Annotated in this window: 10 protein-coding genes; 4 read left to right on the forward strand and 6 right to left on the reverse strand. The window is 35.9% G+C overall.

Annotation, left to right across the window (positions count from 1 at the left end):
- The coding region (locus AAC037_RS09910) for a response regulator (protein WP_339902844.1) at positions 1-305 on the reverse strand (305 nt) is incomplete at its 3' end.
- 449 nt (positions 306-754) lie between these two features.
- On the opposite strand from AAC037_RS09910, the gene AAC037_RS09915 reads away from it, so the two are divergent.
- Positions 755-1,180, forward strand: coding sequence for a Dabb family protein (locus AAC037_RS09915; RefSeq protein WP_339902845.1), 426 nt, complete (start codon positions 755-757; stop codon positions 1,178-1,180).
- Between the two features lie 124 nt (positions 1,181-1,304).
- On the opposite strand, the gene AAC037_RS09920 is transcribed toward AAC037_RS09915, so the two are convergent.
- From AAC037_RS09920 to AAC037_RS09940, 5 genes are all read right to left on the reverse strand, one after another.
- A complete protein-coding gene (locus tag AAC037_RS09920; RefSeq protein WP_339902846.1) occupies positions 1,305-1,598 on the reverse strand; it encodes a thiamine-binding protein in 294 nt (97 codons plus the stop codon).
- 4 nt (positions 1,599-1,602) lie between these two features.
- Positions 1,603-2,163, reverse strand: a complete 561-nt coding sequence (pth, locus tag AAC037_RS09925) for an aminoacyl-tRNA hydrolase (protein WP_339902847.1) — start codon at positions 2,161-2,163, stop codon at positions 1,603-1,605.
- A gap of 280 nt (positions 2,164-2,443) precedes the next feature.
- Positions 2,444-3,034 carry a 50S ribosomal protein L25/general stress protein Ctc gene (locus AAC037_RS09930; RefSeq protein WP_339902848.1) on the reverse strand — a complete coding sequence of 197 codons (591 nt, stop codon included), beginning with the start codon at positions 3,032-3,034 and terminating at the stop codon, positions 2,444-2,446.
- Between the two features lie 29 nt (positions 3,035-3,063).
- The gene (locus tag AAC037_RS09935) at positions 3,064-3,990 is read right to left on the reverse strand and encodes a ribose-phosphate pyrophosphokinase (RefSeq protein WP_339902849.1); all 927 of its coding nucleotides are present in this window, start codon (positions 3,988-3,990) and stop codon (positions 3,064-3,066) included.
- 123 nt (positions 3,991-4,113) lie between these two features.
- Positions 4,114-8,112, reverse strand: a complete 3,999-nt coding sequence (locus AAC037_RS09940) for a response regulator (protein WP_339902850.1) — start codon at positions 8,110-8,112, stop codon at positions 4,114-4,116.
- A 493-nt stretch (positions 8,113-8,605) separates the two neighbouring features.
- On the opposite strand from AAC037_RS09940, the gene AAC037_RS09945 reads away from it, so the two are divergent.
- The 3 genes from AAC037_RS09945 to AAC037_RS09955 all read left to right on the forward strand — a co-directional run.
- Positions 8,606-9,409: an endonuclease/exonuclease/phosphatase family protein gene (locus AAC037_RS09945; protein WP_339902851.1), complete on the forward strand. Its 804-nt coding sequence runs from the start codon at positions 8,606-8,608 to the stop codon at positions 9,407-9,409.
- A gap of 255 nt (positions 9,410-9,664) precedes the next feature.
- Positions 9,665-10,627 carry a glycosyl hydrolase family 18 protein gene (locus AAC037_RS09950; protein WP_339902852.1) on the forward strand — a complete coding sequence of 321 codons (963 nt, stop codon included), beginning with the start codon at positions 9,665-9,667 and terminating at the stop codon, positions 10,625-10,627.
- Positions 10,628-10,663: 36 nt separating this feature from the next.
- On the forward strand, positions 10,664-10,883 hold a 220-nt coding region (locus tag AAC037_RS09955; protein ID WP_339902853.1), incomplete at its 3' end, for a nitrilase-related carbon-nitrogen hydrolase.

The raw sequence follows: 10,883 nt of genomic DNA on the forward strand, positions 1-10,883 counted from the left end.
TCCATTTCGTCTTTGTTAATGGATGAAGAAATCACAAAGATTTTTATGGGATGATCTAAGGTAACCTCTCCAATTTTATCCAATAATTGCCAACCATTCATCAGAGGCATATTGATGTCAGTAAGGATAACATCTGGTATAGGTTCATTGTTTTCAACCCGCTGGCGAAAGTCTTCCCATGCTTCTTCACCATTTAAGAAAAACAGTGCTTTTTTGGTAAAAGCGGTTATTTCTATAATTTTTTTAGTCCCAAAATTATAAAGTGGGTCATCATCTACTATGTATGTTAGCCCTATCTCACCCATAAAAAGTGTTTGTTATTTGAAACATTAATTGAAGATAGAGATTTCATATAGACTATCACTGGTTAAACTATTCAATACTATCTAGTAAGGGTCAAGAAGTTAATCTTCCTTAAAACAGCATCTTTAGTCGTTGTGGGTGGCCAAAACGCCAAAGAACTGTTTCATGTATGTTTGGTAACTCTCTACAAAAAATAACGAATTGCCAAACAAAGCTAAATTTAAATCATTTAATTTAATATTTTCTATATTTAGCTTTAATTTTTCCTAAAATGGAGACGAATATCAGATCTCAATTGTATAATTAGATTTAAAATGTTTCAAATCAAAGTTTGTTTTATATAGGGCTTGGTCGTTTCAATAAGAACATATTTTTCTATGAAGGGGCATTTTTGTTTTTTTTCATTTACTTTACAGTATTAAAAGTATTAAGACCTAAATACAACCTTTCTATGAAACCATTATTTTCGATTGCGGTAATTTTATTATTTATAGCTTTTGGCTGTCAGTCAGGAGGAAATGTAGAAACAAGTGAAGAATCAAAAGAAATGAAAAATACTTTAAGCGCTGAAAAACCCTTATTGAGGCATGTAGTCCTTTTTTCTTTTAAAGAGGAGTCAAGTCCAGAAGATGTAGCCAAAGTTGAGGAAGCATTTATTGGGCTTCAAGATAAAATTCCTCAGATTGTAGGTTTTGAATGGGGGACCAATAATAGTCCTGAGGGATTAAACAAAGGGCTGACCCATTGTTTTTTGCTCACTTTTGAGAGTGAAGAAGACAGGGACGCTTATTTGCCTCATCCTGCCCATAAAGCATTTGGCGAAGTGTTAACGCCTCATTTAAAAGATGTTACTGTGGTTGATTACTGGACCAAATAAATTTAAATGGATAAAGCAATGCCATTTCAATTTGATGGCATTGCTTTATCCATTGGTTGTGATAAGTTATCCCATTGTACCACAGCCTGTAGAATTGGAAAAATGCTGCATTTAAATCTATGACTTAATGTTTATGCGGCAAGGTTTTTTCATCCATGCTTACATCTTTCTCAGAACGAATCTGCATGCGGTAATATACCAGGATTTCCTCGGCGCCTTCAGTCAGGACGGCATCTTGAGCAGCTTTGGCAATTGCCATTAATTTTTCTTCCGGACCTTCCATTACAGTTTCGAAGGGAGTAACCTCGTATTTCACTCCTGATGCAGCAATAACTGCTATGGCTTTGTCTACCAATTCGTAGCTGTCCCGGTCTTTACTTTTAGGGACTATCTGGATTCCAAGATTTATATTTTTCATGATGCTATTTATTGAATTGATTCATGGTTTTTTCCAGCCCTATAGTGCTAAACGCTGTGATCATGTCAATGGTTTTGTCCATATATATTGGCAGGGTATCGATTTCTTCCTGTGACCACCTTCCCAATACATAATCTATTTGCCTACCTTTTGGGTAATCATCACCAATTCCAAACCTGAGACGTGCATAATTTTGGCCACCTGTTAGTTCTTCGATATTCTTTAAGCCATTGTGCCCGGCGCTAGATCCTTTGGGCTTCAATCGGAGTTTGCCAAAAGGGAGAGCCAAGTCGTCTACTACAACCAAGACATTCTCTTTTGGTATCTTCAAGGTTTTCATCCAGTAATTAACGGCTTTTCCACTCAAATTCATATAAGTGGTAGGTTTGATTAAATGCAATTGTCGACCTTTGTGTTTGAGCAAGGAGGTAAAAGCAAGCCGGTTACTTTCCCAGCTCAAATTCTTCTGATCAGCCAATCTGTCTAATACCAGAAAACCAATATTATGTCTTGTCAATTCATACTCCGGACCGATGTTTCCCAGTCCAACAACAAGGTATTTCATACGCTTTTTCGCCTTTTACAATCTTTAATTTTTAAAACTAAATAGTTATAGCCAATTAAGGAGTAGGATATTCAATGAAAAACTTCTTTCTAAAGGAGTTAATCCAATAAGCCAGGAAAGTAGGGTAACAGCCTTTGTTTTTCATCAAAGCTCATTAATTCACCAATAGGTTATTGGGCTTCTCATGCATTGGATGGCCCTACTTAAAGGTGAAGATAAAAAAATCCTGTTCCGTGAAAAACAGAACAGGATTAAAATTTTATAAGAGAAATGGCAAGGATTATCCTTCTTCTTCCTCCTCATCGCCTTTCTTACCTCTCAAGGCTCTTGGAACACCTACGGTGGCAATTGTTACGTTTGGACTGTTAAGTAATTCAAACTTCTCAACACTTAGGTCTCCTACTTTTACAGATTTACCCAATTCAAGGGTTGAGATATCAAATGGAATCTCATCGGGAAGGTCGTTAGCAAAACCTTTAACCAATAGGGTTCTGGTTTTGATTTCCAATTTACCACCTTTGATGATACCTGGAGAAGAACCGTAAGGTTTCACAGGGATTTCCATCTTAATTGCCTTTTTATCGCTAAAAGCTAAAAAGTCTGCATGAAGTAAAATTTCACTTACCGGGTGAAATTGCGCTTCTCTAAGAATTGTTTTAATGACAGTTCCTTCAATATTCAGATCCACCATATGTACTTCAGGTGTGTAGATTAAGTCTCTGAATAATATAGCCGGTGCTACGAAGTGAATTTGTTCTTTAATACCCGGTCCGTAAACAACACAAGGAACATTTCCCTCTTCGCGGATTGCGTCAAGAGATCTTCTGTCGAGATTTGCTCTTTTAAACCCTATAATCTCAAGTGATTTCATAATTTATGTTTGGTTAAAATAATAAATGCTTAAATAAATAGTGAACTTATAGAGGAGTTTCCTGTAACTGCATGAATTGCCTTTGCAAATAAATCTGCTACTGTTAACACCTTTATTTTAGAGGATTCCTGTCTTACTGGGATTGTATCGGTTATGACCAATTCGGAAAGAACGGAATTCTCAATATTTTCATAGGCCCTGCCAGACAAGACTCCATGAGTGGCAATGGCTCTAACCGAAGTTGCTCCCTTATCCATTATGATTTGGGCGGCTTTGCACATGGTTCCGGCAGTATCGACCAAGTCGTCTATCATCACCACATCTTTTCCTTTTACATCTCCAATCAACTGCATAGACGCCACTTCGTTGGCCCTTTTTCTGTGCTTATCACAAACGACCATGTCTACCTCAAAATGCTTGGCGTAAGACCTCGTTCTACCCACTCCTCCAACATCCGGAGAAGCAAATATAAGGTTTCCTAAATCCAGGCTTTTTAAATAGGGCACAAAGATAGCTGATCCATTCAAATGATCCAAAGGAATGTCAAAGAATCCCTGAATTTGTCCTGCATGAAGATCACATGTCATGATGCGGTCAGCACCTGCGGATGTAATCATGTTGGCAATAAGTTTGGCGGCAATACTAACCCTGGGCCTATCTTTTCTATCCTGTCGTGCATATCCAAAATAGGGAATTACAGCACAAACTTTGTATGCACTGGCTCTTTTGGCTGCATCTATCATCAGGCATAATTCTAATAGGTTATCTGCTGAAGGATTTGTGGATTGTATCAAAAAGACATTACAACCTCTGATCGATTCATTATAACTTGGTGACATTTCTCCATCGCTGAATTTAGCTAGGGTCAAGTCGCCAAGTGCTTGGCCATAGGATTTGGCAATACTCTTGGCCAAATGGGGAGTATTTGAACCTGAGAAAATTTTTGTCTCGGGCATGATATTATTTTTTTAGGTGGATTTTGTACAAAGGAATAACAAATGTAAGAAAAAAATGATGGTTACCTTTTCTTGATAAAAATAAAAAATTGGTAGTTCATATTTTTGAATCACCTAAAAGCCTTATAATTCTAAATTGTCATAAGTCTCATTTAAATAATCAATTTCTTCTATGATCCGCTGTCCTAGATCAAAAAGGGGTTTGTCTTCTTTGGCTTTTTCTATTTGATTCGTTAATTCTAAAAGGATGAAAAAGCCTGTGGTACCAGCTGAATTTTTTATTTTTTTAATAATTTGTAATAAAAAAATTTTGTCCTGTGACTGGAGAGCTTGTTTTAAATAAGTTTTATTCTCTTGTAGGTTTTCATGGGCAATTTTCAATAATTCCTTTCCTATTTCCTTGTCTCCGTCGAATAGATTCAATAGATGTACTTTATCGAAATGTTTAGGCTTATAAACAGTGTTGCTCTCCAATTCTTCTTTTTCTAATGAATCTGAATTTATAGGCCTAAGAAGCTTAATAATTTTTTCTGTTAATTTGTCCTGTACCAAAGGTTTGCTCATGTAATCGTTCATGCCTGAATCAATGCATCTTTCTTTCTCTCCTTTAACTGTTCCGGCTGTCAATGCTATGATTGGGATTCCTTTGCCATGATCAATTGTCCGAATGGCCTTGGCAGTCTCATACCCGTTCATTATAGGCATCTGAATATCCATTAAAATTAAGTCAGGTTGATTTTTAATCACATGTTCGTAGGCCATTAGCCCATTTTCTGCTTCAATTATATTGATGGTAGGACTTATTTTTGACAAAATTATTTTTGACAACTTCATGTTCACTGGATTGTCTTCAGCAATCAGGATATTAAATTCCTGATTGGTTAAGAAATTTTGATCTATTCCTGATTCTGATGGACTTTGAGAAAATTCACTGTAACTGGGGTTTTGCAATTTTTGAAACACTTTATCAATTTGATGGTTTTTAATTGGCTTAATTAAGCGATGATGTACGTTTAGTTTAACAAGTTTTTCCTTGTCCAACTCATTGTCATTTGAGCTGGATAGAAGTACTACTGGAACTTTCGCTATATTTTGGTTGCTTAGGGATCGGATTTTTTCTATTGTTTCAATACCATTAAGAAAGGGCATTCGTAAATCCATTAACACCAAATCCAACGGCCATTCTTTTTCCAATACTTGAAGGCCTTCCAGTCCATTGGTTGCTTCAAGGCATTGTATGTTTTTTACTTCTAGAATTTCTTTCACCAAATATAGATTGGTTTGATTGTCGTCCACCACCAAAACTTTGTTTAAGCCATGGTTTTCGCTCCACTTTTCTTTCTCTCCTTCTTCAGATTTCAGGTGAAGATCAAAATAAAACAAGCTCCCTTGGTTGGGCTCGCTTTTTAGTTCGAGTTTACTACCCATTAAGCCCAATAATTTATTAGAGATGGTTAATCCTAGACCTGTACCGCCAAATTTTCTTGTAGTACTTGCATCTTCTTGGGAAAAAGCATCAAATATTTTAAGCTGCTTGTCATAAGATATGCCTATTCCTGTATCTTTTACAGAAAATCGGAATTTTATCGTTTCATTATTGGGGTCATTTTCGAGGGTTTCCACCTTCAATTCTACCTCTCCTTTATGCGTGAATTTAATTGCATTCGTTAGGAGGTTTACCAATACCTGTCGTATTCTAATGTCATCACCATATACAAATCGAGGTAAATGAGGAGAAAGGTTAAGGATGAGCTCCAGACCCTTTGAATGGGCCTGATAATTTATAATATCCGCTACCTGAGTACCCAGTTCAAATATATCCACCTTGTCAATGGACAATTCCATTTTACCAGCTTCAATTTTTGAGAAGTCTAAAATGTCATTTATGAGATCTAATAAGGAATGAGCCGAATGGTAAACGGTCTTCATGTACTGAAGCTGGGTCTCAGTTAAAGGTGTTTTCATCAATAAATCAGAAAAACCTATCACACCATTCAACGGTGTTCTAATTTCGTGACTCATATTGGCTAAGAAATCAGATTTTGCCCTGTTGGCATTTTCTGCACTCTCTTTGGCAGCTTTGAGTTGGCTATCAAATTCCTTTCTTGCACTAATATCTTGAAAGGTGCCGTACATAAGTAGTGGCTTTTCTTCCTGATCCCAAGAAAATACTCTACCAATTTCAAGGACCCAAACCCAGTGGCCATCCTTATGCTTTATGCGGATTTCACATTCATAAACTTCCGTCTCTTTATTAAAATGTTTAGCCAGGCCTTCTTTTTTAAGTGCCATGTCTTCGGGGTGGCATAAATTGTTCCAGTCTTCCTGAAATAAGATGGTTTGCTCGTCAATACCATAACCTATAATTTCCCAAAATCTTTGGTTAACTAAGATTTGATTGGTGCTCATGTTCCATTCCCAAGTTCCTGTATTGGTACTGGTAATGATCGCATTGAGCCGTTTCCCGTTTTCTAATAAAGCCATTTCAGCTTTCTTTCTTTCACTTATATCGTTGGTTATACCAACCATGCCTGTTATCTCCCCGGTTTCGGTTTTCAAGGGCAATTTAGAAATTAAACAGAAACGTTTGGTTCCATTTTTCTGTTCAAGGACAACCTCTTTATTGATGATACTTTTCCCGTCTTTTATCACCAATTCATCTTCAATTCTAGAGGCTTTGGCAGTTTCTTTTTTAAATAATTCTTCGTCCTTTTTGCCCAGGACTTCTTTCTCATTTGATAAACCGATGTACTCTAATTCCTTTTGATTAATGAGTGTCTTTTCAAAATTTGTGTTTTTTGTATAAATATTTATTGGGATGTTATCAATTATAGTTCTAAGAAGGGTGCGCTCCTTGTTGATAGATATTGCTGCAGCCTCCAGTTCCTCATGGGCTTCTAGGTAGCCGGAAGTATCCATTCCATTGCATAATACAAAAGGGGCTCCATACAATGGTTCAAACATGACATTGTTGATCTGGAAGGTAATCGTTTTTCCTGACTTGGAAATTAGCCTTCCTGTACCATTATATGCTTTATCGGATTTTATTTTTTGGAGGTATTCGGAGAAAATGTCTTTATTTACCACCAAGTCAAACATGTTTATTTTTAATAGCTCTTCCTTCGTGTATTCTAAAATTCTAATACCAGAATTATTGATATGTAAAATTCCCCCATCTAAATCATGCTTAATCATCAACCCCTGGGTGTTTTCGAAAAAATCCTGGTATTCTTTTATCGTCTGCTCAGTTTCGATTTCTTCACTTTTTTGTCTACTGATATTATTTACGATACATAATATATCATTATCAGTCAATAGCATTTTTTCAAAGGTCACTTCGAACCATTCGGTTTTGCCATTGATTTCAAGATTGTATTCATGTTTTTGCTTTTCTCCTGTTTGTAGTGCCTGGGTAAATAATTTCTGAAAAAGTTTAACCAAATCGGGTCTAAATCCGACTTCACTTATTTTTTTATTGAGAAATACTTTCGGAGGGAATTTTAAATGTTCTTCGTTGGCCGTGAAGTATTCTCTGAAAACTTGATCTTCATCTAGTAAAAATACAACATCTCCAATGTTTTTAAGTATAGTCCCCGTTTTTTGATTGAAGGAGCGTAGTTTGATTTCTTTGAAGCATAAATCGATTTGTTTTTCTATTTGCTCAGCAAAAACTTTTAAGGTTTTCCTTTGACTATCCAGAAGATTTTTAGGCTTATGATCAAAAATGCACAATGCACCAATAGGAAAACCTCCCGGTGAAAATATAGGATGACTCGCATAGTAAGTTACCAAGTTCCCCTCAAGTTCCAGTTGTTGCTGTAAAAAGCGAGGGTCTTTCGTTAAATCAGGAACCTCAAATTCTCCATCCCTCGTAACCAAATAAAAACCCTCTGACTGTTTACGGGAAATTTCACTTGTTTTTAAGCCTGATTTGGATTTAAACCACACCTTGTCATGTCCTAAAACAGTAACCAAGGCTATAGGCACATTAAAACTGTCAGCAATCAATCCGGTAATACTATCAAAAGTCAGATCAGATAAATCGCCTAGCGATTGAACAGTATTTACTGCCTTCAACCACCTGGAATCTTTTTCTGGGTCTTTATATACGGAAATGCTCATTTCAGATAAATACAGTCAATTAAATGGTGATTTTAAAGAAATTTACAAGTATTTCCTAAATATTCACTAGTAATTTTTAAACTTTTGACATGGAAAAATCCATGAAATTATTTGATAATCAAAATTATTAATTTATATAACATTTTTGATTATGTGAAAGTTAGAATTTTGAAATTTAAATATTTATAAGTAATCAGGAATGCTAATGGTTTCGATCAATTTTTTTTTAAGATGAAATGAATTTCCTAATATTCCTTTTAAAAATACCTTGTCTACATCATCTAAGCTTTAAATATGCTTCCAAATTTATTAGCTTTAATTGTTTTCTTTGAGAAGATTTTTAGAAAAAATAGGAAGAAAAAGAAGATAATTCAACTGAGAATTACTGTTTTTTGACACTGGCGGTAAATTATGAATGTAGCTTTGAATTTAAAATGGAAGGAATATGATACCTTTAGGATACTAATTTCAATAATTAATTTATGTTTGTTCAATGAAAAAAACACTTGAAAACAAATCATTTTTTTTGCTGGCAATCCTTGCCATTACAATATTGATGTCCGGACCTATTTATGGTCAGAAAGCAAAAGAATTAAGAGTGATGTCCTATAACATTCATCACGCCAATCCACCTTCAAAGCCTGATTTGATTGATATAGATGCGGTTGCCAAGGTAATAAACGCTTCCAAACCTGATTTGGTGGCCCTACAAGAGGTAGATGTAAATACCAAAAGATCAGGAGTTAACCTAAATCAAGCCAAAGAATTGGCCAAATTGACCGGGATGAACTATTACTTTGAGCCTTCCATGCCATATCAGGGTGGTGGGTACGGAAATGCTATCCTTTCAAAATTTCCCATTGAAAAACAGTTTTTTCTTCAATTGCCTGGCAAGGAAAATTCTGAGCCTAGATCTGTATTAATTGTACAAGTAACTTTACCCGGCAACCAAAAAGTGAAGTTTGCTTCCACGCATCTTGATTTTAAAAATGATGCGATTACTGCTCTGCAAACTCAAGCTGTCGTTTCTTATTTCAGTAAGGAGAAAATACCCGTGCTTATTGCAGGAGATTTTAATGCCATACCTAAGTCTGAGGCCATACAATTAATGGATAAGAAATTTGAAAGAACCTGTCAAGAAGATTGTCTACCTACTATTCCTGTCAATAAGCCCAATAAAGCCATTGACTTTGTATTTTATAAGCCCCGGAAAGCATTTGTTGTAAAGCACCATGAGGTTATTGCAGAAAGATATGCATCTGATCATTTACCGGTTTTTGCTATTTTAGCTTATTAAATTACGGCTGTGGTTTGTTCTTGGCAAATGGAACGCAAATGTACCATTTGGCCATACTTAAAAATTACTAAAAGTGGATCCTGCTATCATCATTTTTGGTTTTAAATTTCATTTGAATTCTATACTTTGGAATGAAGTTTATTTTATAAAAATATTTGGTTAAAAATGTCTGCTCTAATTTCTCAGTAAGTATTATTTACTCATTACTCATTACTCATTCACCTACTTAAATAAAGGGTAGTAAATTAAATAGGTATGAACAAAGTGTTTGGTTTGGTTTTTTTAATTGGTTTGGCTTGTTCCATTCCTGAAGGGGAAGGGCAAGAAATTAGCCAAGGAGAGCGTTTCAGGGTATTGGGTTATCTTTTTGTTAATGACGAATTAGAGGAAGAAGTTAATAAAATTGATTGGTCTTCCTATACTGACATTAATTTGGCCTTTGTACAGCCGGATTCTAATGGGGATTTTGTAGAGAGTAGAGGTTATAAATATTTGGTTGAAAATGCTCATATGAACAATGTTCGGGCCTTCATCTCCATTGGTGGCGGAGCTCCTCCAGAATATTTGGGTGATCTAATGCAGCCATCACACAGAAGTCATTGGGTGCAACAAATAGTAAAATTGGTAAATAATTATGGCTTTGATGGAGTAGATGTTGATTTAGAAAATGCCTTGATCAATGAAGACTACGCTCCTTTTGTCAAGGAATTGCATCAGGCTTTAAAAATGTCCGGAAAATTAATGACAGCCGCCTTGGCAAGTTGGAATGGAGACAAGATATCGGATGAGATATTAGGTCTATACGATTTTATAAATATTATGTCCTATGATGAAACAGGTCCATGGAACCTAGAGATAGTCGGACAACATTCTCCTTACGAAATGGCAGTTAACGATATTCATTATTACCATAAAGAGAGAGCTGTTCCAAAATCCAAGTTATTGCTTGGTTTACCTTTCTACGGCTATGGTTTTGGCTCAGGAGTTCCTGCAAGTTTAAGGTATAAGCATATCTTAGAAACTTTTCCCAATGCATATTTACAAGATAGCATTGTTTCCAAGGACGGTGGAGTGCTCTATTATAACTCTCCGGGACTTATTGGTAAAAAGACAGCATTGGCCAAAGACTTGGAGTTGGCTGGGGTGATGGTCTGGCACATCACGGCAGATGCTGAGGGCCCGCACTCCTTATTAAAAGCCATCAATGATGAGCGCTAACCTTAATATGATTGAATAAGATTAAAAATTAAAAATATGGATTTAAAAATAGCATCAGCTCAATTTGAAAATAAGAGTGGAGACAAGGAATACAACCTTAACATGATTGATGAAATGAGTAAAAAGGCTGCTGAGGAAGGTGCAGATATTATTGCCTTTCACGAGTGCTCCATTACCGGATATTCCTTTGCCCGCAAATTGACCAAAGATCAAATGTTGGACCTTTCGGAGTATATCCCTGATGGGCCGAGTATTC

This window comes from uncultured Cyclobacterium sp. (assembly GCF_963976465.1).
Lineage (GTDB): Bacteria > Bacteroidota > Bacteroidia > Cytophagales > Cyclobacteriaceae > Cyclobacterium.